The following is a 25,592-nucleotide window of genomic DNA, read 5'->3' on the forward strand; positions in this document are numbered from 1 at the left end:
CGTCGACCCGGCCACGCGCACACGTTGGGCGGTACGGGGCCGACAATTCGGCAGTGCCCCGTACCGCCCTCAGCCGGGTGTCGGACGGATCAGTACTGCTGACCGTTGCAGCCGGCGGTGGCGCACCTTCCGGTGATCGTGCACAGGTCGGTCGGCCGGAACCCGCCCGCGACATCCTCGGTCGCCTCGACCTCAAGAGCGGCGAAGTCCAGGTCGTCGAGGTCGATGAAGTTCTCGCTGGCGGACGTTCCCGGCACGGCGGCCGAGTTCGTGTCGTACGACATGCGTTCTCCTCGTGGTCGGACCCTGTTGGACGGCCGGCGTACCGGCCTGTGTCAAGTCTCGGGCCCGGCGCTATCCCCGCCCTATCCCGCGGCGATGCGTCGGGTGACGCCCTCGGGCAGGCTGGCGGACCGACGCGCCAGCTCAACCACCCGCATGACGCGACCCTGAATCCGCACCCTCGGGTACGGGTCAAGCTCCGCACCGCGGACCACAGTAACGGCCAGAGCACGCAGTGGGCCCAGCCGGCGATCGAGATCAGCTTCTGCCGGGGGTGCCCCTACGCTCCAGGGTCAGCTGGAGCGTAGGGGCACCTGGTCGAGCACACCCACCCGAGCCGTTGCGGTGGCCTGGGCGGGCCACCGGGATCAGCCCGTGGTGCAGGAACGGATCTGAGGTCTGGCGCTGCTGTTGCCGTTCATCATCGTGGTGAAGCCGAAGGTGTTGCCGCTGCCGTTGGACCGCATCGTCATCACGTAACCGGTGCTGTCCCAACTGGGGGAGCCGTTCCAGGTGGTGGAGACCCGCTGCGGCGGGGTCAGAGCCACGACCACGGTCCAGTTGCTGGCCCCCTGAACCGTCACCGAGGTGTTGTACCGGTCACCCCAGACGTTGGGGGTGGTCGCCGTCGCCGTGCACCCGCCGCTGGGAGGCGGAGTGGTCGGCGGCGGAGTGGTCGGCGTGCCGGTCGGCGGCGGAGTCGTCGGCGGCGGGGTGCCGTCCGGGGCCACCGCCCGGCCGGTGCTCGGTGAAATCATGCCCGGACAGAGGTTACGGCTGCTCAGGTTGGCCATGATCTGCGGAATCGCGTCGCGGGTGTTCTGAATGCCGTCGTGCATCAGGATCACCTGGCCGTCCTGAAGGCGGCTGGCGTTGGAGACGATCTGGCTGACGCTGGCGCCGTTCCAGTCCTGGGAGTCGACGTCCCAGATCACCTGGCGCAGGCCGAGCGACGAGGCGACCGACTGGAGGGTCGAGTTTGTCTCCCCGTAGGGCGGGCGGAACAACTGCGGCCGGACGCCGGTCGCCGCCTGGATCGCCGAGTTGGTCTGGGAGAGGTCCGACTGCATCTGGCTCTGGTTCATCGAGGTCATGTGCGCGTGGTTCCAACTGTGGTTGGCCACCCACATGCCCGCGTCGACCTGGGCCCGCGCGGCGGACTGGTTGTTCTGCACGTTCTGGCCGACGTTGAACATGGTCGCCCGTGCGTTGTTCGCGCGCAGCACGGACAACAGGGCGCTGGTGCTGCCGGTCGGCCCGTCGTCGAAGGTGAGGCCGACGTACCCGTTGCAGGTGGCGGCGCTGGACGGAGTGGCGGCGACCGCGAGACCGGCGGCGGTCAGCGCCACAGTGGAGGCGAGCACTGCCAACCGGACGGTGAGACGCGATGTTCGGGGGGCGGATGGGCGGCGGGAGCGGCGGATGCTGGCGTACATGCGCAGGTCCTCCTTGGGACGGGTTACACCCGACGACGCGTGGCTTCAATCGACACACACTGATGTCGCAGTGCTCGGAGTATTGCAGCGGCGTTTCGAACCGGTCAATGATTTTCCGGAAGTTTTCCGGAAGGATCGGCTCCCAGCCAGTCGCTGCGCATCCAGCGCCGTTGCTGTCAGGTTGGCCCTACGGCCGCTGGCCGACCTTGCCCACGATCGCCTGGACGGTGGTGTCGGTTACCGTTCCGAGGTAGGCGTACGAGACCGGGTCGAAGATCCACATCGCAGTGCTGTTCCCGAAGCGGCATGACTGGCGCTGGCGCACGATGAGGGGCCGCCCCGGTTTCCCGGAACGGCCCCTCATCTTCTGTGCGCCCGAAGGGACTCGAACCCCTAACCTTCTGATCCGTAGGAGGAAGGGTAACCACCTTCCCCACCAAATACAAAGTCTCATAGCTCGTACTGTTTTGCAAGCCCTTCGTCCACGCGGAGGGCTTTTTGTTTCGGCTGGTCCAGGCGCTGCAGGCGACGGGCAGGGTGATGGGCTCGCCGCGGCTGGGCTCACCGTGCTGATTTCGACCTGCCCGTGCTCGACCGGTGCCGAACATCCGAGCACCATCGGAGCACCATGCGGGCCATCCCTTGGATCTGAGCGCCGGGGGTTCCTGCGATGTCGATGATTAGGTAGCACGCACGCTCCCCAATGACCGCCTTCATCTCTCGCTTCACTCGGACCGAGGCGGGACCGCTGGCGCTACCCCCAGACCTTGGCGCGGTGATTCGCGCTTCGATGACAGCGGGAGCGGGCGGCCGAGTGCGGCGATGTTAGTCGTCCTCAAGGTCGGCGAACCGTAGCTCGGCCGCCGACTCCGCCATGGCGGAGTCGTCGAAGTCCGGTAGCGCCCGTTCCGGCATGTGCAGGTCGGCGTCCGGGTCGATGCCCTCTGAGCTGCCGATCAGGTCCAGGAGGAATTCCTCGGCACCGCGCAGCAGTACGGGGTCCTCCGTCCAGAACCCGAACTCGAGGCTGCGTCGCGACGACGCCGTGAAGTTCGCCGACCCGATCCAGAGTCGCTTCGGGGTAAAGGCGGTGACGTCGGCCGGCCCGAAGTCGTCCTCGTCGTGTTCCCACAGGCGGCCGAGAAGCGCCAGCTTGGCGTGCAGGATCGGCGGCATGGACCCGTTGGCGCCCACGCCCTTGCGCAAACCGATCGTCCGCACAGTCGGGATCATCTCGTCGCCCGGCGGCAGCGACCACCCGGGTCCGATCACCGGGTGCTCACCGTCGACCAGGGAGGTCAATTGCTCCAGCGGTGTCGGCGTACGGGCTCGGGTGCACAGGTAGGTACGCGTGAACGTGCCCAGGTCGTGATCGTCCGATGGCCTTCGGGCCGTTACTGTCCGCGTTGGCGCGGCCCCCACCACGGCAGCAGCGGCGGAAGCTCGGCAAGCGGCCAGCGCGGCGGTTTCGGCGGCTGCGACTCGCCGTCGTCGCCGTCCCAGCGTCGTCCGTACTGGTCGGGCAGGTCGCCCCAGCCGAAGTACGGGATCGGCTCGCTGGGCAGCACGCTGAGCGTCTCCACCGGGTCGATGCGGGACTCGGCGACCGTGCACAGATGCGCCCAGTCATCACCGAAGTCGAACACGTACGCTAACTGCTCGCCGCCACCCAGCCGGCTCAGCTTGGTTCGGCCACTGTCGATGCTGCCCTCGGGCTCCTCGCCATCCCACAGCTCAAGCGGCGTGACCTGGGTCTGGTCGGCCAGCGTGAACATGTGCATGTGGGCCAGGTCCCAGCGGGCAAACGCCAGATCGATCGCGTCAGCCAATTGGGCGAAGGTGTGTGACCGGCTCGCGGCGAAGACCCTGCCCGGTCGAGGCCATAGGTCGATGCCACGACCGGAGACCAGCTCAACCCGTATGGACAGCCAGGTACGCGCCACCGATCACCCTTCCATCGAGAACCGCTGTCTCCCGTTGAAGGCTACGCAACGTCACCGACAGCGGCCCCAGGCGGGGCCAGCGGTTGGGTACGTTCAGTCGTACTTACCTGTGCACCCGAAGTCGTACGCCGACAAGCGGGGGGAAATAGCACACCGGGAGACCGGGTGTACGGGCGTTGAGGTCGGCCAGGCGGCGAAGCTTGTAGGGCAGATCCGGCGGCTGCACCTTCTTGTCCCGGGCCTGCTTGCTGACCACCACGCAGGCAGCCTGCAGCCTGGCGAGTTCGTCGAGCAGTTCCGGGTCGTCCATCCACATCGCGCAGCCCAGCAACGTCGCCCCAGGCCCATGGTATTGGTCCCACCGCTGCTGCCGGCGCTCTCGGAAGTCCCGGATTCCCTGTACCATGCCAGCCAGCACGTCCCGACCGAAGAAGGCCAGATTTCCGGCCGGGCCGACGTCGAGCGCACGGTCGTACCACTGCCTGAATTCCGGCTGCGCTTCCTCGTCCCCCATGACGGCAGGTTAGAACCTTCGCGCCTGCGGCCCGAGCGCCGCCAGGTCAGGAGGCGTTGGCGGCGGTCTTCGGGGGCGCCGGTCAGCGGGCCTTCTTCATCGCTCGCTTACGAGGCGGAGTCAGCAGGTCGGCGATCGTAGCGATGGCGGACGGCACGAGCCGGTAGTAGGCCCAGACGCCGCGCTTGTCACGCTCGAGCAGGCCGGCCTCGGTGAGGATCCGCAGGTGGTGACTGACGGTCGGCTGGGATAGTCCGAGGGGCGCGGTGAGGTCACTGACGGACGCCTCTCCCTGAGGGGCCATCAGGCTTCGACTGCGGTGTTGTTGTGGGCAGCGCGGGATGCGGCGATCAGTGAGGCGCCGAGGTTCGCCGCTTTCTGAGGGGTGAGCCGGATCGTCGTGCGGTCCCAGAAGCCCGACAGCAGCGACGCGGCCAGGTTCCGGACCGCGTTGTGGTTCATCCCGTCGAGCTTGGTCATGTCGGTGGGACGCTGTTCCGGGTTGTCGATGGCCAGCGTCACTGATGGCGGCTCGTCGTACCCGTCGGGGGAGTTGAACGCCTGAAGGTCGACCGTCGCCACCTTGATGTCGTTGGCACATTCGTGGTGCTGGCCGTACACGGCGGCCACGTGCCGGTCGTGCAGGCGGACGCCGTCTTCGGTAAGGCACTCCCCACCGCACCACACCGGGCACTGCGGCTCGGCCGGCTTGGCGGGTGGAAGCAGGTAGCCGGCGTGCGACCACATCGCGAAGTCCACCATCGCGTCCAGCACCTGCTCCTCGGTGCAGTTCAACCGCACAGCCTGCTCACTGACGCTCAGGCCCTGCTGGGTAAGTCGCTCGGCGACCACGCCGCGGAACACGCTAATTTTCTGCTCGGCCGTGAGGCCCTCGTCGTGGACCACCAGATCGGCCACGGTCTGGTCGAGGCTCGGCCGGTGTGGCCTCGGCGCTGGACCGGCCAATCCGGCCTCGACCAGCTGGTTGTCCGTATCGCGCGCCATGGCCACAACTCGTCCGACCGCCGTCCTCACCTGCTCAGCCTCGTCCAGCGTGAGCCGCAACGCCGCCGTCGCGCCCTCGATCACGAACTTCACCACCGGCTCGACCGCGTCGGCGTGCTGCTCCAGGTCGACCTCCAGCCCCGGCGGCCGGTACGTCCCATCGCTGCACGACTCGCCGGCAGTACTCACCGAGCTGTGCAGCGACAACAGCATAGGCGGCGAGTCGTCTGGCCAGTGGATGCGATCCTCGAGGTGGTCGCCGTCCTGGTGCGTCGCGACACACCAGGACGGACACGCCCGCCTCAGCCAGTACGGCCGGTGCGTTCGGCGGGCTTCCATGACCGCCTTCCTAATGGAGGTGGCGAGGTAGCCGGCGTCGGCCAGACTGAGCGGATCCGGAGCAGACACGACCAACTCCGCTGAGGTGTTCTCCTCGGGCTGGTCAAGGTGCTCCAGTGAGAAGATCTCCACCGCCATCCCGCCGACCTCACCCTTGTGGGTCTCCATCACCATCCGGGAGTGCCCCCGGGCCCGGTCGCCCGGACTACCCAACTCCTCCTCGGCATGGACCTTGACACACCATGGCGGGCGACCAGGATGGCGGTCTTGGCGCTGTCGAAGGCGATGGTGAGCGCGCCGTCGAGGAAGTGCTCTCTGCGGTTGTGAGGCTGTTCTCGGGGAGTTTGAGTACTTCGGTGAGTGCTTGGGCGGACCGGTGGCTCTGTAGGTCGTCCTGGTAGACGACGCTGATGTGGATCGGCCGTGTTGCCGTGTTGACGGCCGAGGCGAGTTTCGCGTGCCGGTGCCGGTCGGGGTCGCCGGGGGCGTCGATGTTGCGTATGGGTGTGGTTTCCAGGATGAGCGACTGCGTGTTGAGCCTGGCGGTGGCGTGCTCGAGCACGCAATCGAGGAATCGGCGGCCCGGTCCGGAGCCGATGGGGTGCCTGTCGGGTGTGGTGGCGTGCCGGGCGCGGATGCGGGGGTGGGTGGCGAGGAGGTCATCTGCGGTGAAGTCGGCGGGCACGCCGCGGATGCTGAAGGAGTCGACGAGTTGGGGAAGGAGCCCGGTGATCACGTTTCGGCCGGTGGGGCGGTCGTAGCGGTGTCTGGCGGTGAGCAGCATGCCGGTGTCGTCGGTGGCGATCCAGAGGCTCTTGGCGTTGCCGGGGAAGCCGGTGGTGGCGCTGATGTGGGCGTCGAGGTTGAGCAGGATGCCGGGGGTAGCCGGGGGCGGTGATGGGTTCGAGACTGACGTAGTGGATGCCCTGTTCGGCCCTGGGGTGCGTCTCGGGAAGCGTCAGCGCTCATTTGCCGGCACCCGCCCTCGACATCTGCCGGACCAGATCGAGCATCTCGGCGACAGAGCCGGCTGGATCGCGGATCGGGAACTGCACCGAGCGGACGACGGCGTTCGCGTCGACGAGCAGGCTCAACCGCTTGAACCGATCGACTCCCCCGGCGCGGAAGGTAGGGAGGAGCAGGCCTGCGGCGAGTCTTCCTTGCTTGTCTGACAGGACGGGGAAGGGCAGCCGGGTATGCGCCACGAACGCGGTCAACTGTTCCGGGGCCTGAGTGCTGACGCCGTATACCCGGGCGCCGGCCGCCGCGAAGTCGGCATGGCTGGCGGCGTAGGTCGTCGATTCCACCGTGCAACCGCGCGCGCCCGGGATGTCCTCCCAGTCCGGCGGAGGTTCCGCATCGCCCGGGGTGAACGCTCCCGGGAAGAAGAAGAGCACCAGCCATGAGTCGGGTGTGTGCAGCCGTTCCGGTCGGCCGTCGTGGCGGGTGAGCAAAACATCGGGCAGACGGCGTCCGACGAGGTGGCGGACGCGCCGCGCCTCCGCGCTGGCCGGCTCGGCCGTGGCGGTAAGGCTGCCGTCACCCATTACGTGGCGGGTGCCCCAGTCCTGCAGGGCGATGAGAATCGGCAGAAGCGCCTCGCCCTTGGGAGTGAGCAGATAGTCCGCTCGCGGCGGGTGCCGTGAGTAGAACCGGCGGTGCAGCACGTCGTGCTCCACCAGGGTGGCGAGGCGCTCGCTGAGCATCCGGCGGCTCACTCCGAGACCATGTTGCAGCGCGTCGAAGCGGGTCGCGCCGCCGGCGATGTCGCGCAGGATGAGGAACGTCCACCAGTCATGGAGGACTCCGAGTGCCTGGGCGATACCACACTCCGCGTTCGCCAGTTCAGACTTCCGCATCCTGCCACCGCCTCCTGTTCACCGGCTTCGATCCCGACTATAGTCCGTTCCAAATCGGAACGGACGTGGATGCGAGGTCAGGGCGGATGAGCGTCGGACACAGCGCCGGGGTCTTCTGGAGGTGGTGGACGGCCGGCACGCTCAGCGCGGTTGGCTCGGCAGTCACGGCGATCGCGCTACCGCTGACCGCGCTCATCGCGCTCGATGCCAACGCGTTCGAGATGGGGCTCATCGCCGCGGCCGGCTACGTCGCCTGGCTGGTGATCGGTCTGCCGGCCGGCGTCATCGTGCAGCGCATGCCGCTGCGCGGCATGCAGGTGGGCACCGACCTGGCCCGGGCCGTGGCGCTGCTGTCCATCCCGCTGGCCTGGTGGTCAGGACACCTGACCGTCGCCCAACTCATCGTCGTCGCACTGGTGATCAGCTTCAGCACCGTGCTGTTCGACGTAGCGAACGCCACCTTCCTTCCCAGCATCGTCGAGCGTTCGGAGCTGGAGTCTCGCAACAGTCTGACCTCCGGCACCCATGCGGTGACGCAGGTGGGCGGCCCGCCGTTGGGCGGCGTGGCCGTGCAGTTGCTCGGTGCGGTGCCGACGCTGCTGATCGACGCGGTGAGCTACCTGGTGTCGGCGCTTCTGCTGCGGTCGCTGCCGGAGCGACCGCAGGAGAAGCCGGACCGCTGGCCGCCGGTACGTAGCATGATCCGCGAAGGGTGGCACTTCGTCTCCCGGCATCCGGTGATGGCACCGTGCACCTGGGCGGCCACGGCGCTCTGCGTGGCCTGTGGCGCGCAGATCGCGCTGTACCCGCTCCACCTGGTCCGCACCCTTGCCGCCCCGGCCGGTCTGGTCGGTCTGCTGCTCGCCGTCGAAGGGGTTGGTTCGCTGATCGGCGCCGCCCTGACTCCCCGGCTCACCGGGTGGCTCGGCTCCGCCCGCGCGCTGCTGCTGTCCGGTGTGGTCTCCGTGGCCGGTGCGATCCTGGTGCCGCTGGGCAGCGGCGTGGTGGGTTACCTCTGTTTCGCGCTCGGCAGCGCCATCTTCGCGGCCGGCGTGGTGCTGCTGAGCGTGATCACCCGCACCTACCGCCAGGTCGCCAGCCCACCCGACCTGCTGTCCCGGGTGATGGCCAGCGTCCGCTTCGTCACCTGGGGCGCCATTCCGGTCGGTGGCCTGGCCGCTGGCGCCCTCGCCAGCATCTACGACAGCCGGGTCGCTCTGCTGGTCTCGGTCATCGCGGTCGTGTGCGCTCCGCTCGTGTTGGTCTTCTCTCCCGTCCGTCACCTACACGACCTCACCGACCACCCGTCCTCGGCCGTGACGCCGGACGAGGAGGCCATGGTGAAGGCCGGCCACTGAGGACCGGGCGACCGAGGGTTCCCCGGCTGGGGACGATCAAAAAGACCTCCGATCTCCGGAAACGTCAAGTCGTCGGTTCGCCGTCATGCGATGAACTGGAATATCTTGCCGTTCTTCAGCGGCTGTGGGGTGCCGGTGAAGCGGTGGACGCCGACGGAGAACGGCACGGCGTCGGGAGCGGTGAACGCCTGTTCGGAGAACCCTGCGTCGGCCAGCCATCTTCGGACAGCCGGTGTCAGGTCGGGTGCTCGTCGTGTTCTGGTCCAGATGACCGTGGCTCCGGCGGCGCAGAGCTGCGGCAGTGCGTGAATGGTGGTGTGGGCGTCGGCGTCGCTGATGTTGCCCAGTACGCCCGCCATGATGACCAGGTCGGCGGGCACCGCCTGCCGGTATGAGGCGAGGTCACCGGCGTCGGCCTGCGTGACGGTCACCGTGTCGAGGCCATCTGCGATTGCTCGGGTCCGGGCCGCAGCGACGTTGCGCGGTTCGTACTCGATCAGCGTGGCGCTGACTCGCCTGGCGTCCGGGCGCGACGCCAGCACGGCCAGAATGTCGTGACCTTGGCCGGCGCACATGCTGAGCACGGACATCGGTTCGCCAGGTCGCTCATCGAGCCACGCGGCGATGTGCTGCTGGACCAGCCTCAGTCGGCGTGCCAGGGGCGAGCCGGGATCGGTGTAAGGGCTGTGCCAGGCGTACCAGTCCTTGCCGTCGTTCATGGGCGCCGAGTCTGCCAGTGTCACTGCCCAGCGGCGGGCGCGGGCATGCCGAGCATGGGGAAGGCCTTGCCAGGGTGGTAGAGCTGTCCTGTTGCGAGGCAGTGGTGCAGGCAGCCGAGGAGCCGGTTGAACAGGTGGCGTAGTGCGGCGGGATGGCGGTCGCCGTGGTCGCGGCGGCGCTGGTAGTGCTGCTTGGCGGGTTCGGCGTGCGTGGCGGCGACGAAGGCCCACAGATAACCGACAGCGGCAAGCCGATCGTTCTTCACCTTGCGGTGGGTGATGGAGATGCTGCGCCCGGACGCGCGGGTGACCGGGGCCGCGCCGGCGTAAGCCTTCAGAGCGCGAGGATCGGCGAACCGGGCCCGGTCGTCGCCGATCTCGGCCAGAACGCGGGCACCGGTCACGTCGGCCAGACCGGGGAAGCTTGTCACGATCGCGTGGTCCGGGTGCTGGCGGAACGCTTCGCTGGCGGCCCCGGCGAGCGAGTCAACGCTGGCGCACTCGACGTTCAGCGTCGCCAGCAGTGCCAGCGCCTGGATGCCCATGGCTTCCTCCACGACGGCCGGCTGACGTAGTTGCGGACGACGCAGCGCCTGCTGCAGCTCGGCCGCCAGGCCCTCGACGCCGCGCCGTCGGCCGCCGCGGCGTAGGGCGGCGGCGATCCGAGTGGTGGACAGTTTCGCAGCAACTGCGGGTGTGGATGCGACGGCGAGCACCGCGCGGGCGTCCGCGCTGGTCAGGTAGCCCTTCCTGCCGTTGAACGCGGCGAGGAACGTGGGGAAGTACTCCCGCAGCAGCGACCGCAGCTCGTTCGAGGCCCGGGTTCGCCGCCAGGTGGCGTCCTGGTGGGCCCGGGCCAGCACCGCGACCGCCTGAACCAGTTCGCTGTCGTGCGGCAGCGGCCGGTGAGCGTGGGCGTCGGTGCGCAGGATGTTGGCCAGCACCACCGCGTCGGCGTGGTCGGACTTCTTGCGTGACACCGAGTGCCGTTCCCGATAGCGGGCCACCGCCATCGGGTTGATCGAGTACACCCGCCGCCCGCTTGCGCGTAGCGCCGCAACCAGCAGTCCACGCGGGGTCTCGATCGCCACCGGGATCGGCTGCTCGGCGTTGTCACCGGCGGCGGCCAGCATTTCGACCAGCGTGGTGAATCCGTCCAAGTCGTCGCCGATACGACCCTTGGCGGCCAGGCGACCGTGCTCGTCGACCAGGGCAACATCGTGATGCCGTTCCGACCAGTCGATGCCGCAGTACACCGCCAACTCCTACTCCTCCCTCGCCTGCCCATCGGCATGCAACCCTGGCGGAAACGCGCGGCACCCTAATGACGAGGCTCTGTGGCCTACCCTCCGATGAGCCGTTCGCGATTCCAGCGACCCGCACGGTCCCGGTCTTCGCAGTCAGAGCTCGTCGGCTCCCGGTATGCGAGGTGTTCGCCGTGCGGGCGGGCTGCCACCACGATCAACATCCTGCCCAAGGTCACGAGGTGGTCCGGCCCCGCCCGAGGTCCGCCGGTCTTGCACGAGACCTGGCTCGGTCTAGAGGTGTGCAGGCGTGCACTCAGCGAGCCGGACCACCACACGAACGGCTCGCCGAGCCCACGCTGCCGATCTTTTTGGAGACCTCCAGGGTCAGGTAACGGGCAGGCATCCCGCAGACCTCGGCGGGCCGTTCGGGATTCATTAGGTAACGGGACATCTGACCATGGACGCATAACCTTCCCGGTTGCCGACACCGGCCGGCGCAAATCCGGCACCGCCACACGTCAGCCTGGTCACGTGGAACATGCGGCGTGCCGCGCGGCCCGTTCCGGAGCCAGTGGGCGTCGGCCGCTGACTCCGCCGAGCCGTCCCGGTCACGCCGTGCGGCGTGGGTGCCCCCGACGGCACTACAATCGGGCTCGAGCGCCGTCGACGACCGCAGGGATCCCTACATTCATGGTTCCGTTCCCCCGACAACCGCCGCCCTCGGTCGGCGAACCATCGGAGCCGCGCGTGGGCGTGGTTACCTGGAACGTCCAGCGAGCAGCGTCGGCCCGCGCCCGGTCCCAGATGTCGTGGCTGGCCAGCCAGCCGGACGCGGACGTCGTGGTGCTCACCGAGATCCCTCGGAGCGGCGCCGCCCACGCCGACGCGCTGCACGCACACGGCTACACGGTGCTCTGCCCGGAACCCGACGGTGACTATCGCGTCCTGGTCGCGGCCCGCGTCGGCGCCGTGACCCCCGTGGCCGGGCTCTACGCCGGCGAGCTGTCCGGCCGCTTCGTCGCGGCGCGGATCGCCCTGACGGGCCCGACCACGCTCGGCATCGTGGGGCTCTACGTTCCGTCGCGTGGATCCCGGGAACACCGCAACGTTGCGAAGCGGCTGTTCCAGACCGAGGTCGCGGCGATGCTTCCCCGGCTCGGCCGGGCCTACCCGGACGCCAGTCCGCTGATCGTCGCGGGAGACCTGAACGTGGTCGAGCCGGGGCACCTGCCCGCACACCGCGTCTTCGGCCAGTGGGAGTACGACTTCTACCGGGCCTTCGCCGGGGCGGGCCTCATCGACGCGTACCGGCACGTGCACCCTCGGACGGTGGAGCACTCCTGGTACGGCCGGTCCGGAGCGGGATACCGCTTCGACCACGTCTTCTGCGACGATCCGGGCCTGGTGCTCCGCTGCGCCTACCTGCACGCGCCCCGACGGGCGAAGCTGTCGGACCACTCGGCGATGACGGCCACCTTCGGGCTCACGTCCCCGGTCACCGGCCTCCCGCCGGTCAAGGCCGGTCAGGTGGGGGTGTAGTCCGCCGTCCGGGCCAGCCAGGCGTCGAGCTTGGCGACGAAGCGGTGCATCTGCGGGTCGTAGACATCGCTGTTCCAATTGACCTCGGTGAGGCCGTACCAGCGCACCGAGCGGAACTCCCGCGGGTCGGGCCGCACCGGGTCCGTGCGCCGTGCTTCGAGGATGAACCACAGGGTCATGTCCACATGGCTGTGGTGACCCCGCGTCCAGGTCCTGCTCAGGAAGAACGGATCGTCGCCGAACCGGCTGTGGAAGTCGGCGAGGACCCCGAGTTCCTCCGCGGCCTCGCGGACGACCGTGTGCCGGGGATCCTCGTCCTCGTCGACGTGACCGCCGGGCAGCAGCCAGCAGTTCGCCTTGAGGTGGTCCACGAGCATGACCGAACGCTCGCGCTCGTCCAGCAATGCGAAGTAGACCGCGAGGTGACGTGGCGGGTCCGCCGGCGCGTGTCGGCGGAACAACGGCTCGCCGGAGCGCACCCATCCGGTCATCGCCTGCTGGTCGAGCGCTTCCTGCCGGTCGTACGGCACCACCCGCCTGACGAGGTCAGCGACGATGGCACGGGGCTCCTGACGGGTGAGCACGACAAATCTCCCACGCGTTGCTCGATGGACCTGGCCGAATGAACCGGAACCTTACCGTGGGTGGCACGGGGTCGACGGGAGGCGTGGCCGGTATCGGCATGTGGCGCGGGACAGCGGAGCCGGACGGGTCTGTGACCCGACCGGCTCCGCCAACTCGAGGAGATTCCGGGTCAGCCGGGAGTCGCTCCACCGTGTTCCGGGGCGAAGCGCAGAACGGTGCGCACTGCGGCGTGGTCGCTCAGGTTCTGCCGCCGCGGCGCGTGGTCATAGTCGCTTCCCACCAGCGAGCCCGCTGCGGCGTCGGCGAACGCGTAGTCCAGGCGCTGCGCCCCCAGCCGGTCGCTGACCCAACTGAATTGGGTGGCTTCGGGATGCAGTGTCCGGTGCGTGTCGCGCACCCCCAGCGCCAGCAGCCCTGCGTAGAACTCGAAGTCGTGCCGCTCGAACACCGACGCGCAGGGTTGGTCCGTGGAGTCCAGGACGTTGAGGTCGCCGACCACGCAGAAGCCGGGTGTCCGGATCGACGCCAGGTAGTCCAGACACCGGCGTTGGAAGGCTGCCCGCGCGGTGCTGCTGTCGGGTGTCATCCCGTTGGTCGGTGCGTAGATTGTCACCAGGCGGACCGACCGGCCGGCGGCGGACAGGTCGACGGCGAGGATGCGCGCGCTGTCCGGCTCGGGCACGACCCGGGCCACGTCGAAGCCCCGGGTCGTCACCGCGGTGACGTACTGCTCGTCGGGACGGGCGACGGTGCAGACGACGTCGTACCCCTCCTCCCGGAGGGCGTCGAGCAGCGGTCTCGCGCCCTCGCCCGCCCGCAGCTCGGTCAGGGCGAGGACGTTGCACTGGGTCTCCACCAGCCAGCTGGCGAGAGGCCGGGCCCGGCTAGCGCCGGCGCTCTGCACGTTGAGTGCGCAGACGCGCAGCTCCTCACCAGCGACGCTCTCGTCGACCGCCGCCGTGGGGGCGAATCCGAACAGGGCGCCCTGCATGGCGTCACCCATCACGACCGCAAGACCGCCGAGGCCGCTCCGGTGATCGTCGCGACGCGGCCGATCGTCTCGTCCACGCAGGACTCCGACATGCGCTTGCTCGCTCTCTGCTCCGGGCTCTCCTGGGCAGCACCGTACACCCAGAAGGATCCACCGGCCGCGCGATCGAGGATGAGGAACCGGTTCTTGGCGGCCGGCCCCCGCAGCAGGAGGGAGATGGTGTCGGCCTCGGCCTGGACGGTGTGCACGCTGGTGTGGTGCAGGGCGTAACTGTCGCCCGGACCCTCGATCCGCTCGTGCACCGCCACCAGGCTGTCCGGGTCGGTGTCCTCGCCGAACTGCTGGTCGTTGCCGAAGATGCGGTGGGTGTACCGGCCACTGAGGATGTACGAGGCGAACGACCAGCGGTGGTTGTGCGGGCGGTCGAAGTAGCCCGACCGGTAGAGGTGGAGCCGGATGCGCACCTGCGCCGCGCGGTCGTCGTGGAGCACGAGCTTGTCGAGGAAGTCGTAGCGCTCGCACAACTCGCGCAGGCTGCGGTCGACCCGCAGGTTGTCGAGGAGCCCGGGCAGCAGTTCGGGGTCGTTGACCAGAGCGTCGAAGACGGTCTCACCGCCCCGGACGATCGAGCCGGTGTCCTCCCAGTCGATCTGTCCGAGAGCGGCGAGGGCGGGATGACGGATGTCGGCCATCGGGTCGTTCCTCCTGTTCGAAGCGGTTCAAGCGGCGTACGGCGAGGCGTCCAGCAGCCGCTTGAGATGGGGGTGCAGGCGGTAATACCGGGTGCCGCCAGCGGCCGGCTGCGGCGTTGTGTCGGGCAGCTCGCCGTGGCGTGCCACGTGCGCGGCGGCGGCCAGCAGTAGCGCCACCTGTGCGGCCTTGACCCTGGCCCGCAGGGTCGGTGCGGGCCCCGGCGCGACCGGCACGCTGGCGATGATCTCGCCGGTGTCCGCACTGGCCCGGACCCGGTGCACGGTGCACACCACCGGGTCGTTGTTCAGCAGGGCCCAGCCCACCGCGTCCATCCCGCGGTAGTCGGGCAGCGCGCCGTTGTGTGCGTTGATCGCGCCGAGCCGAACGCCGGCCAGCACCCGCATCGGGACGACCGGCATGCCCAGCAGGACCACCAGGTCCGCGCGGTGGCGGCGCAGCACGTCGGCGAGCTCGTCAAAGTCGACGGCGGCGCACTCGGTCACCGCCGGGGGCGCGGTCGCCGGCGCTGGGTCGTCCGGCGGCTCCGGCGGGTACCAGGCCTGTGCGTAGCCGGAGTCGAGGGCCGTTCCGGGGTTCGTGGCCTCGTACCAGCACACCGCCGCGACTGGGAGCCCGGCGCTGGCTGCGGCCCCGAGGAACCGGCGGGCGCCGCCGGACCCCCGGCCGGCGACGACCACGATCCGCGCCGACGCCGACGTGGGCACCGTCGGCACGCCGAGGTCAGGCGCACCGGCTGCAGCGGCGGAAACCGAGCGCCGGTCCAGGCGCGCCGCCAGCTGCGCGCTGCCGTCGCGGACGAGCCGGGCGGCGAGCCGGAGCAGCCCGGCCAGGCGGGGTACGTCCCAGCTCTCGCGCTCCGGTCCCGATGCCTCGGTGCGGCGCAGCCACACCGCGCCGAGCAGCTTGCACGCGGCGTTGAGATACCGGGGATCCCCGTGCCGGAGGTGCTGGCGCGCCCAGTGTGCCGCCAGGACCAGCCATCCCTCGGCCAGCGCGGGCGTGAGCCCGGCGAGCCTCGCCGCCACCGGTGGCACCCACAGGCCGGCGGTCTCGACGTGGTGCAGCAGCGTCACGTCCGGTCCCGTCACGGCCCGGGCCTTCGACTCCGGCGAGCTGATCCGGTGCCCGGCCACCGCCCGGTGGAAGGCAGCCAGGTCCGCCGTTCCGTCCAGTCGCCACAGCCTGGCCGCCAGGGCGGCCGCCGCGACACCGTCGGTCGGGGGTTCGGCGGCCTCCGCGCCCGGGACGGCCCGGAGAATCTGCTCGGGCGCGACGTCGCCGTCGACCGCGGGTCGCAGCGGATAACGGGTGGGCCGCACGCTTTCCGCCCGGGCGGCACCAGTCATCGCGCGACCGCGCCGGAAACCTTGTTCAGGGCGGCGAGATAGCCCTCGACCAGTTCCTCGTCCCCCTCGTAGCCCCAGATCGGGATCTTCAGGAAGACGTCCTGGAAGCTCCGCACCCCCGGCAGCGACGCCGCCGCCACTTGCTCGGGTTTCCACGGGGCGAACGAATCGCGCCGCGCGAAGAGCGGTTCGCCGCTGATGTCCCGGGTGGAGCCGGGTGCGTCGACCTCAGTCGCCCCCTCCGCCACGGCCAGCGCGACGAAATCGTCCCGCGTCACCGTGGCCGCCTCCGGGCAGAATCGCAGGCCGGTGACGTATAGGCCGTGCCGGCCCCGGTCCTCGGGCACCAGCACCGGCGTGACCACGGGATTGTCGGCAAGTTCCTGACGGACCCGGGACAGCACGCCCCGCCGGCGGGCCTCGATCTTGTCGGCCTGTGCCAGTTGGTGCAGGCCGATGGCCGCGCCGAGGGTCGTCATCCGATGCTTCAGTCCCATCCCGGTGAACGCGAAGGGGTAGTACTCGGCGCTTGAGTCGATCTCGCTGAGGCACCGCTTGTTGTAGTGGCCATACAGCAGGGCCAACTCGCGGTAACGGTCGTTCGAGGTGACCAGCACTCCCCCCTCGCCGGTCGTGATGGCCTTCTGGTTGGTGGAGAAGACCGCCATGTCGCCGAAGGTGCCGACCCGGGAGCCGCCCCAGGACGCGAAGTGGGCGTGCGAGCAGTCCTCGAACAGCAGCAGGTCATGGCTGCGGCAGAAGGCGACGATCTCGTCCATCGGGCAGGGGTTGCCCCACATGTGAGTGACTATCACGGCCCGGACGTTCGGGGCAAGCTTCGCGGCGAGGCTGTCGGCCGTCACGTTGCCGTGGTCGTCCGCGTCGGCGAAGATCACCTCGACGCCGTCGTAGGCGAACGGCGAGGCGGTGGCCAGGAAGGTATACGCCGGGGCGAGCACTGCGTCACCGGGCCGGAGCCCGGCGATCCGGGACATGGCGTGGATGGCCGCCGTCCCGGAGCTGAACGAGATGGCGTAGGGCGTCCCCACGAAGTGGGCGAACGCCGCCTCGTACTCGCCGATGACGCCCCGCGCGTCGCGGTCGGAGAGCGACCGGTGCATCTGGTCCGACACCGCCCGCTCTAGGCTCGGGTCAATGATCGGCCACCGGTAGTGCGGGCCGGGGATGTCCATGGTCTTCGGTCCGCCGTGCGCGGCGAGTGCCGTCATGCCGTTGCCTCCTTGGAGTAAGCCGATCTGTCCTGCCCGGTCGTCTCTCCCACCGTGGCCAGGGCCGCCGTGACCAGGGCGGACACCCGACCCCGGGTCTCATCCACCGGCTCTCCGGCGCCAATCGTGAGCACCGGCCACCGGTATTCGCGGGCCAACTGCTCCAGCAGCTGCATTCCCTGCTCCTGGTACGTCACGAAGGAGGCCCGGTTGAGCTCGGTGTAGCCGGCGTGCATGCCCAGCTCGCTGGCACGGAACCCGCGGCCCTGCCGGTCGTAGAGCATGCCGGCGTCGGCGCTGAGCAGGACGACCACGTCCGGTTTCCGCACCTCGGCGAAGATCGTCTCCAGGTCGTGACGCTGGTAGCCCTGCAGGAGCAGCTTCGACCAGAACTTATAGAGCCAGCCGTCAACGACCACGTCGTGTCCCGCGCGCAGCAGCGGCTCCAACACGTTCGTCGCGTGCGCCGTGAACCAGGCCGCCTGCACGGACACCCAGAACGAGTCGGGCAGATCCGTGCTGTCACCGCTGTGCCACAGCACCGTCGACAGGTGTTCCATGAGCTTCGCCGCGTAGCCGGAGGTGCCGGAAATCTGCCGTCGGGACACGAAAACCAGGGGCCGCCCCGGCTCGGGGGCCGGCCGTGCCACCAGGGCAGCGACGGCCTCGTCGTACGTCAGGGCACCCAGTGCACCGGCGAGGGTGGTCTTGCCGATACCGTCCGGGCCCTCCAGGGCGATGAACCGTCCGGGCAGTGTTTGCGAGTGATCCGACCGTCGGCGGCCGGGCCGGCCAGAGGACTCGTCCACGGTCATACGGGTTCCTTTCTCAGGGGTGCGGCGAGGCGGTGGTCGCAGCCTGGTCAGCACGAGTCGGAGGCGTTGATTAGCCGCCAGCCCGACCGCAGACGCCAGCGGTCGTGCTCCCGGTCGAGCAATTCGGCCGCGGCCGGGGTGAGCGCGCCACGGATCGCCGTGACCGCCGACGCGAGGGCGTCCGTCATCACCAGCAGCTCGGCGTCCATCATGGTGGTCAGCTCGCGGTCGAAGGCGTCCTGGTCGTGCTCGTCGATCGACTGCTTGTCAATCAGCCGTACCATGTTGCTGAGCACCGTGAACGCACCCGCCTTGATAACGCGCCGCACCTCGCGCACCGCGTGGTACGCCTCACCCTCCAGGATCTTCTCCAGGCTCTTGAGGGTGTAGTCCAGCGCGAAGTTCCGGTCGACCCACATCTGGGCGTGGTGCGAGGCGCGCCCGATGCGCCAGTCGGCGAAGGAGGCGTCCACCCGGCCCATCGACGGGCGCGGCTTGCCGGCCAGGCCGGCTGCCTCGACCCGTCGGGTGTACGCGGCGCCCAGCAGGCACTCCATCGACACCAGCAGGTACGAGACCGCCGAGTAGAACGGCGCTCCGAGGGCGTGCTCGCTGACGAACCTGGGATCGGTGACGCCGTCAACGATCTCCTCGACGCTGAGGTGGTGTAGAGGTCGCAGCAGCAGGTCGGTGCGGGCCTGGAAATCGTGCGTCGCGCGCAGCTCCTCCAGCGTCATCAGGTGGTCGAAGGTGATGTAGGTGAACCGGGTCGGCACTCCCAGCGCGGACAAGGTCCGGATCGCCAGGGCGTTCTGCTCGCCGGTTGTCTCCTTGTTGAACCGTTCGAGGATGGAGGTCACGCCCGACTCCACGCCGAACAGCATCCGGCGCAGGCCGGTCGCCACGAGCTCCCGCCACATGTGCCCGCGTTCCAGGTGCCAGGCGCGATCACGCTGCGGGTCCACCACCTGGTCGATTCGGCACGACGACTCCCACCGGAAGCCGGCGTCGTGCATGGTCCGCGAGATCACCAGAGCCCGCTGCGCCGCGTCGTCGCCCCGGCCGATGAACTCCTCGTCGACCAGGTAGAGCGTCCGGGACAGGTGCGGGTGGCGTTCGAACACCTCGCTCATGGCGGCGAGCATCCAGGGCAGGCCCTCCGGGGCGGCGCCGGACCAAATGCCCTTGTGCCCGCGTGGGCAGAAGGAGCAGTAGTTCGTGCAGCCGCGACTGGTCTCGAGTTGGGCGACGCCGCGGTGCCGGAAGGTCCGGTCGAGCAGGTCCAGCTCCGGGAGGATGTCGGTCTGCGCACGGTTGGCCACCGTCGCGGTCCGCCGGGGCGCGCGGCGGATCGTCATCCCCCCGCCGCGGGCCGCGCCGTTGTAGCCGATCCCACGAACATCCGCCAGGTCGAGGTCGCCGTGGAAATGCGCGATAACGTCGACCACGGTCGGCTCGCCCGCGCCCCGGGCCACCAGCAGCCCTGGGTACTGGGCGAGGAGGAGCTGTTCGTTGCGGACGGTGAGGCTGCCGCCGGTCAGCACCAGGGGCGGAGACGGCCGTCGGTAGATCTCGTCAAGCAGTTCCACCATGAGATCGTGCTGACCGAACGTCGCGGAGATCCCCACGATGTCGGGTGCCTGCCTGGTCGCGGCGATGACATCGTCCATCGATACGCCCAGTTGCATGTCCATCATGCGGACCCGGCCGGAGAGCGTCGACCGCGCTGCCCGCGCCACGTCGGAGATCGCCAACGGAAAGCGCGGCAGCGGAAAGTTCTCCGGGTGGTAAAGCGCCACGAGAAGGATCTCGGGCTTGAAGAGACGCCGAACGCCCGAGTCCGTCAGTTCCGCCGACGAGTGCCAGCTCTCCGGGTCACGCAGCGTCAACCGGTGCCGGGTCCACTCGGGCCAGTCGCGCTCGCCGAGCGGACGTCCATCGAGGCTGGCGACGTACCACCCGCCCTCGGCCGGGTGTTCGGCCACCAGCAGACGCGCCTCGTAGGTGCCGGTGATCGTCGACCGTCCCGGCAGGTAATCGCGGACGGCGTCGAGAACCGCGAGCGGCTCCGCCGGAGACAGGTTGTGCAGCGCCGCGGCCGGGATGGTTCCCGGCCCCGCCACCTCGTTGACGGCGTGCACCAACCTCGTAGGCCAGTTGTTATCCATTCCGCCTCCTGATGACAGCAGCTTCAATGGACCGCCCGGGCGCGGTGGTGTGCGCTGGGCATCGCTTCCCAGCGGTCGGGCCGGTAGTCGCCAGACCGCGTAGCTCGGCTCGTGTGGGGACCGGTCAGGTCATGGGTTCGGAGCGGTCGCGCCGACTGGCGGTGCGACGGCGGACATCGGCGGGCGCTCGTCGAGGAACACCTCGCCGGTGTTATCGAGACGCCGCTGCACGTCCGCCATCACCGCGCGCGCCGCGTCGATGACGTCGATGGGCGGCGGCTCACCGAGGCAGGTCAGGTTCATCTCGACCTGGGCGGCCCGGGTGAAGCCCACCAGGACAGCGGCGTTCTCGCTGCGGAGCAGGCCGCTCCAGAGCGCGACCCTGACCAGATCCGCCCGGTCGGGTCCGACGATGGCTCGCAGCCGGGCCAACCCTTCCCCGATGACGACGCCGGCCGCCGGAGTGAACCATCGCTTCCGGGAGCGGTGATCGCCCGGGCCGAGGACCCGGGGATGCGCGGGATCATTAACTCCCACCAGCAGTCCCTGGCCGAGTGTCTTGTTCAGCAGGATCCCGCAGCCGTGCTGCTCGGCGAAGGAGATGATCGGCGCCGATCGGGCGGACGGGGTCAGCAGGTTGTCCCGGACCGCCAGGATCTGCGGCTCGACCACGTCGAAGACCCGCCGGAACGTGGCCGACTTGTCCTCCCGCGCGGCGGTGCCGCCAGCCCGCCGCTGCGCCGCGAAGCGGTGCGGACCGCGCATGCCGATTGCCCGGATCAGGCCCTCGTCACGCAGCGCGCGCATGGTGTCGGCGGCGCCGCGCAGCCACCGGTCGTCTGGGCCAAAGTCGGAATGGTGCAGGAAGTATATGTCGAGGTGGTCGGTGCGCAGGTTCTCCAGGCTCTGTTCGAGCTGACGCCGCATGTGCCCCGGATCGAAGCCGTGCGGCGCGGTGCCCCGGAAATATCCCACTTTGGAGGCGAGCACCAAGTCGGCCCGTGGCACCTGCGCGACGAGCTGCCCGATCAGGCGCTCGGAGTGGCCATGACCGTAGACGTCGGCGGTGTGGCCCTTCGGTCGGCGGATCGCGTGATGTGCGCGGTCGCCGCCCGACTCGCGTCAGGGCCCTCGGAAATGCTGGTGTCCGGACGACGGACGACGACCAGCAGTGATCGACGCCCATCTCTCAATGAAGGTCAAGTCGTATGGGGCGGGCAGGACCTTGCCCGCCCCATACGACGGCGAGGGTCCGTGGTTCAGGTGGCCTGTTCGGGGTCGAGGCGTACGCGGGTGGGGTCGACGGTGGTGAGCAGGTGGCGGGAGACGCCGCGCCAGTAGCGGCCGTTGTTGCCGCCGAGCGGGACGAGGGAGACGCGGCCGGTGCCGGTGTCGCGCAGCACCACGTACAGCTCGCCGGGAGGCTGCTTCCAGCCCGCTCCGGCGACGGTGACGAGGGTGCCCGGGTGCAGCGGCGCCTCGTGGATCATGGTCCACTCGCCGCCGGTACTAGCGCTGGTGGTGCTACCGCTGGTGGTGATGTCCGCTGCGGGGGCGGGCCGCAGGTAGATGGGGTTGACCTTCACGGGTCGGCCGCCGTCGACGGGTTCGACGACGACGTTGACCGGCAGTAGCCGGGTGACGCGGTAGGTGACGCCCCGGGTGCTGGCGCGGGCCACCGCCGGGTCGATGATCACCCGGTCGCCGACGGTGTAGGTGTGAGGGCTGCTCATGGTGGGTGCGCTCCTTATACGGGTTCTCGGCGACCGTCGCCGAGGACGGGGACAGCAGTCGGGGGCGGGGTGGAGATGGGGCACGGTGAGGACCTCGCGCCCGTCGACGGGCGCGAGGTCCTCCTGGTGCGACCGTGAGCGGTCAAGGGCGCCGCAGGTCCCGCAGGCGGGTGCCCGGTGGCAGACCGGTGTGGCCGGTGGTGGCGCTCGCGCCGTGAACCCCGGATCCGGTCTCCTTGGCCTGGTACATGGCGATGTCGGCCTGACGCAGCAGGGTGCGGGGGTCGACACCGAGGGCAGCGGTGGTGTGCCCGACGCTGGCGCGTACGGCCACGATGTGTGCGCCGAGGTCGACGGGGTGACGGCCGACCGTCCGCCAGGCGGCGCGGGCTGCTGCGGCGACGTCGTCGGCGCCGCCGTCGATCAGCAGGGCGTACTCGTCGCCGGACAGGCGCGCGGCGAGCCGCACCGGCCCTCGCAGGGCGGCCAACCGTCGGCCGACCTCGGTGAGGACGTCGTTGCCGGCCTCGTGGCCGAAGGTGTCGTTGATGGCCTTGAAATGGTCGAGGTCGAGTAGGACGAGCCCGAACGGGCCATCGGTGCGGGTGGCGCGGGTGAGGGCGGCGAGCAGGGCCCGCCGGTTGGGCAGTCCGGTGGTGTCGTCGTGGTCGGCGGCGTAGCGGGCGCGGGTCAGCGCCTGCTGCTGGCGCCACAGCAGCGCTGCGGCGAGGGCGAGGCCGGCGAGGATTCCCCCGGCGGCGGTGACGATCGAGGTCAGGATGGGAGACACTTCGGAAGCTCCTTGTCAGGTAAGGAGCACCGGGGGCGGGCGTGGTTCCGGGAAGTTCGACGCCCGCCTCCGGGCTAACGGCAGGGTGGGGTCGGTCAGGCGGCGGGGTCGGTGAGGGCGAACGTGACGGGTTTCTCGGCGGCCAGGACCGCCCGTCCGGCCTCGACGAGTTTGACGGCGGCGTTGTGGACCGCGCCGGCGCTGGCCTTCTTCGCGCCTGTTCCCTCGTTGGCCCGGTCGACCAGCTTGCACAGCTCGCTGACCTTGTACCGCTGGCCGGGGTGGGCCTCGAGGATGTCGAGGATCGCGCCGCGTAGGCTGCCCGACGCCCGCCGGGTGCGGGCCTGCGCCTCCTCGCCCGCCGCCTCAGCGGCCGGCGGCCCGGCTGGTGATCCTTCCCCTGCGGGGTCGCCGGTGGTGCTGTCGGTGGCCGTCCCGGCGGGAGGCGCATCCGGTGTGGCAGGTCGGGCGCCCGCTTCGTGCGCTGGGGGCACTGCGGTGGCAGGCTCGGTGTCGTCGACCGGCACCTCGGGTTCGGTGGTCGAGCGGCCGCTGCCACGGCCCTCGGCGGTCTCGTCGTCGTCGGTTCCGGTGGCTTCGTCGACTGCCACCTCGACGTCGTCCGGAGCGGGCGATGCCGGCTCCTGGGCGGCATCGGGCTGCTCGGCGGCGAGGGCCTCGGTTGCTGGTCGCTCGTCGTGGTCCTGCCCGGTAGCCTCTCCGGGTCCCTGCGGGTCGTCGCCGCGCGGCCCGGATTCTGCGGCGGCGTCGCGGAGGGCGGGTTCCGGCTCGGGCTGGCCGTGCTCGTCGCCCTGTTCGGCGTGGGCGCGACCGGTGTCGGTCAGCCGCCACAGGCTGCGTCCGCGCTCGTCGCGAGTGGGTTCGGCCAGTCCGGCCGTTTCCAGGGTGCGCAGTTTCGGGGTGGTGGTCGAGTAGCCGAGGCCGGCTTCGGTGGCGATGGCGGCGGCGGTGGCCTCACCGAGCCGGTGCAGCGCGGTGAGAACCTTCGCCACGCTAGGCGCCGGCGGTGGTGTGACGGCCGTACCGGTGGTCGTGTCGGTCGGTGTGCTGGTCATGGGCGCGTGGCCCCCTTTCTCCTGCCATCGGGCAGGGGTTGGTGAGTGAGGCGCGTGCACTGATCCACGCTTCGAGTCGGGCATTGATCAAGTCATCTGCCCGTACTGCGGGACTCCGGCGGCGCGCACAGGTGTGCCGCCCGGCGAGATCACCGGGCGGCACATTGAGGACCGGGGGTCAGTGCGCGGCGTGGTAGGCGTCACGGACCGTGGCGGGGATGACGCCGCCGGTTCGCGGTCGGGGCAGGCTCAGCTCCTGCCAGTTCGTGGTCCACCACCAGGTGCGGATCTCCTGGGTGCGGCTGGTGGTGGTGCCGCGCTGCCGCCGAGGCGCCTTGGCCTGTTTCGGCAGGCGGCGTCCCGCGGTGATGAAGGGGGCGAAGGCCGCGGCCATACGGTCGAAGTTGCCGGCGGACAGGTCGATCTCGTAGGTGACGCCGTTGAAGGTGAACTGGTAGGTGGCGACGTCGTCGGTGGTGCCGTCGAGGTCGTCGACGACGATCGCGGTGGTGTGGGTGGCCACGAGGGCCACCTCCTTTCTTCGAGGGGCGGGTTACTGGGCGGTCTGGGTGCCGAGGCCGAGCTGGTGGCCGATGGCGGGCCCGCGGTGCACGGCGGCGACGGCGGCGGGCAGGTGTCGGCGTTGCCAGCCGTGCAGGGCGGCGGTGAGGTCGGCGGCGTACTTGCGGTGCTGGGTGAGGGCGGCGGCGAGGCCGGCGGCCTGTTCGATGCCGTTGTTGGCGCCGCGGGCGGTGTGCGGGCGGACGGGGGCGAGGGCGTCGCCGAGCAGTACGGCTTGGCCGGCGCCGACGGGCCAGACCATGCGCTGCGGTGGGGTGATGTCGAGGACCGGTACCGCCATGCGGGTGGTGGTGGCGTGGACGACGGCGGCGTGGTCTGCCGGCAGTAGCAGGTCGGCGTGGGTGTCGACGTGGGTGCGGGCGGCGGGGCCGACGTGTCGGGGTAGGGCGAAGACCCGGCGGGTGGGGTCGGCGCCGAACCGCTGCGCGTATTCGCTGCTGGTGCAGTTGAGGTAGAAGGTCCAGTCGCAGCCGCCGGGTACCGGGGCGAGGTTGAACTGCGCGCCGGGGCAGGGCTGCAGCCTCAGGAAGTCCCGCAGCCCAGGCTCAGGGGTGGTGTCGGCGATGCCGCGGTGGGCGACGTAGCCGGCGTACCGCAGGTTCCGGTCGGGGTCGAGCAGCCGGCGGCCGGTGGAGGATCGGCCGTCGGCGAACACGACCAGGTCGGCGGCCTCGGTGTGGCCGTCGCGGAACCACAGCTCCGGCTGGCCGGTCTGTTCGGCCAGGGCGGTGACCTTCATGCCGGTGTGCAGGACCCCGGCGGGGAGGCGGCGAGTCAGCGCCTGGTGCAGCAGCGTCCAGGTGGTGTTGCGGCCCGGGTAGGTGCGTCGGATGGTCTCGGCGGGGTGGCGGTCGCGGATGGTCATCTGAACGATGGCCTCGGAGTCGTGGGCGACGAACTCGTGTTGCGGGATGTCGAGGCGGTCGAGCACGTCCAGGGCGGGATGTTCCAGGCCGATGAGGCCGCCGCCCAAGGGCGCGGACGCCGGCGCCGCCTCGTAGACGGTGACGTCGTCGAATCCGGCGTGCAGCAACAGCAGCGCGGTGACGGGGCCGGTGATGCTGCCGCCGACGACCGCGATGCGGGGCCTGCTGGTGGATGTCATGAGGGTTCCCTTCGGCAGGGGTGGGAACCCGGGCACAGCCGTGCCCGGGTCTGCGCGAGTGCGCGGGTGGCCGGGCATCGGCCAGGTCGTGCCAGTGAGAAAGCGCGTCACCGGCGGCGGGCCGTGGACGCGCGGGTCAGCCGCCGTGGTGCGGCGAGTGGATGGACGTGTGCGAGGAGCGGGGCCGGGCTGCGCCGGCTGGTGCGCGAGGTGCGAC

The 25,592-nt window shown here is 70.1% G+C and carries 25 protein-coding genes and 1 pseudogene; 2 read left to right on the forward strand and 24 right to left on the reverse strand.

The window, feature by feature from the left end:
- Nucleotides 1–89: 89 nt before the first annotated feature.
- The 9 genes and pseudogenes from FHU28_RS01435 to FHU28_RS01475 all read right to left on the reverse strand — a co-directional run bounded on the left by FHU28_RS01435 (nucleotide 90) and on the right by FHU28_RS01475 (nucleotide 7,378).
- Nucleotides 90–284 carry a hypothetical protein gene (locus FHU28_RS01435; RefSeq protein WP_073831709.1) on the reverse strand — a complete coding sequence of 65 codons (195 nt, stop codon included), beginning with the start codon at nucleotides 282–284 and terminating at the stop codon, nucleotides 90–92.
- A 366-nt stretch (nucleotides 285–650) separates the two neighbouring features.
- Entirely contained in the window at nucleotides 651–1,718 is a 1,068-nt protein-coding gene (locus FHU28_RS01440) for a polysaccharide deacetylase family protein (RefSeq protein ID WP_184680099.1), read from the reverse strand.
- Nucleotides 1,719–2,543: 825 nt separating this feature from the next.
- Nucleotides 2,544–2,990 carry a hypothetical protein gene (locus FHU28_RS01445; protein ID WP_184680101.1) on the reverse strand — a complete coding sequence of 149 codons (447 nt, stop codon included), beginning with the start codon at nucleotides 2,988–2,990 and terminating at the stop codon, nucleotides 2,544–2,546.
- Between the two features lie 122 nt (nucleotides 2,991–3,112).
- Entirely contained in the window at nucleotides 3,113–3,661 is a 549-nt protein-coding gene (locus FHU28_RS01450) for an IS1096 element passenger TnpR family protein (RefSeq protein WP_184680103.1), read from the reverse strand.
- A gap of 103 nt (nucleotides 3,662–3,764) precedes the next feature.
- The gene (locus FHU28_RS01455) at nucleotides 3,765–4,175 is read right to left on the reverse strand and encodes a hypothetical protein (protein ID WP_184680105.1); all 411 of its coding nucleotides are present in this window, start codon (nucleotides 4,173–4,175) and stop codon (nucleotides 3,765–3,767) included.
- Nucleotides 4,176–4,257: 82 nt separating this feature from the next.
- A pseudogene (locus FHU28_RS01460) lies at nucleotides 4,258–4,485 on the reverse strand (ArsR/SmtB family transcription factor); the annotation flags it as partial.
- A complete protein-coding gene (locus tag FHU28_RS01465) occupies nucleotides 4,479–5,693 on the reverse strand; it encodes a DUF6907 domain-containing protein (RefSeq protein ID WP_184680107.1) in 1,215 nt (404 codons plus the stop codon). The gene FHU28_RS01465 and the pseudogene FHU28_RS01460, both read right to left, overlap by 7 nt.
- Before the next feature lie 31 nt (nucleotides 5,694–5,724).
- Nucleotides 5,725–6,303 (reverse strand): hypothetical protein, encoded by a 579-nt coding sequence (locus FHU28_RS01470; RefSeq protein ID WP_184680109.1) that lies wholly within the window; start codon nucleotides 6,301–6,303, stop codon nucleotides 5,725–5,727.
- A 181-nt stretch (nucleotides 6,304–6,484) separates the two neighbouring features.
- Complete coding sequence (locus tag FHU28_RS01475) at nucleotides 6,485–7,378, reverse strand: winged helix-turn-helix transcriptional regulator (protein ID WP_184680111.1); 894 nt, start codon at nucleotides 7,376–7,378, stop codon at nucleotides 6,485–6,487.
- Between the two features lie 86 nt (nucleotides 7,379–7,464).
- Between FHU28_RS01475 and FHU28_RS01480 the strand changes: the two genes are divergently transcribed.
- On the forward strand, nucleotides 7,465–8,736 hold the full coding sequence (locus FHU28_RS01480; protein ID WP_184680113.1) for an MFS transporter: 1,272 nt from the start codon (nucleotides 7,465–7,467) through the stop codon (nucleotides 8,734–8,736).
- An 83-nt stretch (nucleotides 8,737–8,819) separates the two neighbouring features.
- Here the strand turns inward: FHU28_RS01480 and FHU28_RS01485 are convergent, their stop codons facing one another.
- Nucleotides 8,820–9,455, reverse strand: coding sequence for a class I SAM-dependent methyltransferase (locus tag FHU28_RS01485; protein WP_184680115.1), 636 nt, complete (start codon nucleotides 9,453–9,455; stop codon nucleotides 8,820–8,822).
- 20 nt (nucleotides 9,456–9,475) lie between these two features.
- Nucleotides 9,476–10,717, reverse strand: a complete 1,242-nt coding sequence (locus FHU28_RS01490) for an IS110 family RNA-guided transposase (protein ID WP_184680117.1) — start codon at nucleotides 10,715–10,717, stop codon at nucleotides 9,476–9,478.
- Between the two features lie 732 nt (nucleotides 10,718–11,449).
- On the opposite strand from FHU28_RS01490, the gene FHU28_RS01495 reads away from it, so the two are divergent.
- Nucleotides 11,450–12,241 (forward strand): endonuclease/exonuclease/phosphatase family protein, encoded by a 792-nt coding sequence (locus FHU28_RS01495; protein WP_184680119.1) that lies wholly within the window; start codon nucleotides 11,450–11,452, stop codon nucleotides 12,239–12,241.
- On the opposite strand, the gene FHU28_RS01500 is transcribed toward FHU28_RS01495, so the two are convergent.
- The 13 genes from FHU28_RS01500 to FHU28_RS01560 form a co-directional block, all read right to left on the reverse strand.
- The gene (locus FHU28_RS01500; RefSeq protein WP_184680121.1) at nucleotides 12,226–12,825 is read right to left on the reverse strand and encodes an NUDIX domain-containing protein; all 600 of its coding nucleotides are present in this window, start codon (nucleotides 12,823–12,825) and stop codon (nucleotides 12,226–12,228) included. The genes FHU28_RS01495 and FHU28_RS01500 overlap by 16 nt on opposite strands.
- A 170-nt stretch (nucleotides 12,826–12,995) precedes the next feature.
- Entirely contained in the window at nucleotides 12,996–13,817 is an 822-nt protein-coding gene (locus FHU28_RS01505; protein WP_184680123.1) for an exonuclease/endonuclease/phosphatase family protein, read from the reverse strand.
- An 11-nt stretch (nucleotides 13,818–13,828) separates the two neighbouring features.
- Complete coding sequence (locus FHU28_RS01510; protein ID WP_184680124.1) at nucleotides 13,829–14,509, reverse strand: hypothetical protein; 681 nt, start codon at nucleotides 14,507–14,509, stop codon at nucleotides 13,829–13,831.
- 27 nt (nucleotides 14,510–14,536) lie between these two features.
- Nucleotides 14,537–15,877, reverse strand: a complete 1,341-nt coding sequence (locus FHU28_RS01515; protein WP_184680126.1) for a formyltransferase family protein — start codon at nucleotides 15,875–15,877, stop codon at nucleotides 14,537–14,539.
- Nucleotides 15,874–17,106, reverse strand: coding sequence for a DegT/DnrJ/EryC1/StrS family aminotransferase (locus FHU28_RS01520; RefSeq protein WP_184680127.1), 1,233 nt, complete (start codon nucleotides 17,104–17,106; stop codon nucleotides 15,874–15,876). The genes FHU28_RS01515 and FHU28_RS01520 overlap by 4 nt, the downstream gene beginning before the upstream one ends.
- Complete coding sequence (locus tag FHU28_RS01525) at nucleotides 17,103–17,921, reverse strand: dTMP kinase (protein WP_184680129.1); 819 nt, start codon at nucleotides 17,919–17,921, stop codon at nucleotides 17,103–17,105. The genes FHU28_RS01520 and FHU28_RS01525 overlap by 4 nt, the downstream gene beginning before the upstream one ends.
- A 47-nt stretch (nucleotides 17,922–17,968) precedes the next feature.
- The gene (locus tag FHU28_RS01530) at nucleotides 17,969–20,089 is read right to left on the reverse strand and encodes a B12-binding domain-containing radical SAM protein (protein WP_260412821.1); all 2,121 of its coding nucleotides are present in this window, start codon (nucleotides 20,087–20,089) and stop codon (nucleotides 17,969–17,971) included.
- A 129-nt stretch (nucleotides 20,090–20,218) separates the two neighbouring features.
- Nucleotides 20,219–21,178, reverse strand: coding sequence for an aldo/keto reductase (locus FHU28_RS01535; RefSeq protein ID WP_184689090.1), 960 nt, complete (start codon nucleotides 21,176–21,178; stop codon nucleotides 20,219–20,221).
- Between the two features lie 170 nt (nucleotides 21,179–21,348).
- Complete coding sequence (locus tag FHU28_RS01540) at nucleotides 21,349–21,822, reverse strand: hypothetical protein (protein ID WP_184680131.1); 474 nt, start codon at nucleotides 21,820–21,822, stop codon at nucleotides 21,349–21,351.
- 142 nt (nucleotides 21,823–21,964) lie between these two features.
- Entirely contained in the window at nucleotides 21,965–22,612 is a 648-nt protein-coding gene (locus FHU28_RS01545; RefSeq protein ID WP_184680133.1) for a GGDEF domain-containing protein, read from the reverse strand.
- A gap of 95 nt (nucleotides 22,613–22,707) precedes the next feature.
- Nucleotides 22,708–23,625 carry a MarR family transcriptional regulator gene (locus tag FHU28_RS01550; protein ID WP_311773499.1) on the reverse strand — a complete coding sequence of 306 codons (918 nt, stop codon included), beginning with the start codon at nucleotides 23,623–23,625 and terminating at the stop codon, nucleotides 22,708–22,710.
- Between the two features lie 241 nt (nucleotides 23,626–23,866).
- Complete coding sequence (locus tag FHU28_RS01555) at nucleotides 23,867–24,211, reverse strand: histone-like nucleoid-structuring protein Lsr2 (RefSeq protein WP_184680137.1); 345 nt, start codon at nucleotides 24,209–24,211, stop codon at nucleotides 23,867–23,869.
- Between the two features lie 30 nt (nucleotides 24,212–24,241).
- A complete protein-coding gene (locus FHU28_RS01560) occupies nucleotides 24,242–25,375 on the reverse strand; it encodes an FAD-dependent monooxygenase (protein ID WP_184680139.1) in 1,134 nt (377 codons plus the stop codon).
- Nucleotides 25,376–25,592 lie beyond the last annotated feature (217 nt).

The organism is Micromonospora echinospora (assembly GCF_014203425.1).
Classification (GTDB): domain Bacteria; phylum Actinomycetota; class Actinomycetes; order Mycobacteriales; family Micromonosporaceae; genus Micromonospora; species Micromonospora echinospora_A.